Annotated in this window: 1 protein-coding gene; it reads right to left on the bottom strand. The window is 56.0% G+C overall.

The window, feature by feature from the left end; genetic code table 11:
• Positions 1-27: 27 nt before the first annotated feature.
• The coding region (locus AC1RPN_RS08960; RefSeq protein ID WP_481763838.1) for a hypothetical protein at positions 28-277 on the bottom strand (250 nt) is incomplete at its 5' end.

Raw genomic sequence — 277 nt, 5'->3', positions numbered from 1 at the left:
GATCTAGGTCTATCGTTGAGCTAACTCTTATTTACTGTGCGTCGTGTTCTCTGCTTCGGGGACCGTAGGTGGCGCGACCCCGGCGTATCGCACAGGGAATTTGGCCACCGTCTCGTTATGCGAGGGTCGCGCCATAACCACGTGCCGAAAATCCTTCAGTGCTTCCACAATCGATGGCACGATCGGGATGCTGTCGAGAGGCCTGTGCTCAGTCACCATCTCGTCGTCTTCCCATTGCATGCGTGTCTCTCTCATCAGAAAAGCTCCGCACTCAGCC

It is taken from the genome of Dellaglioa sp. CoH-57-MRSF-20, from assembly GCF_056781955.1.
Note: the sequence above shows the minus strand (reverse complement) of the source record. Positions and strands in the feature narration are given on the sequence as shown.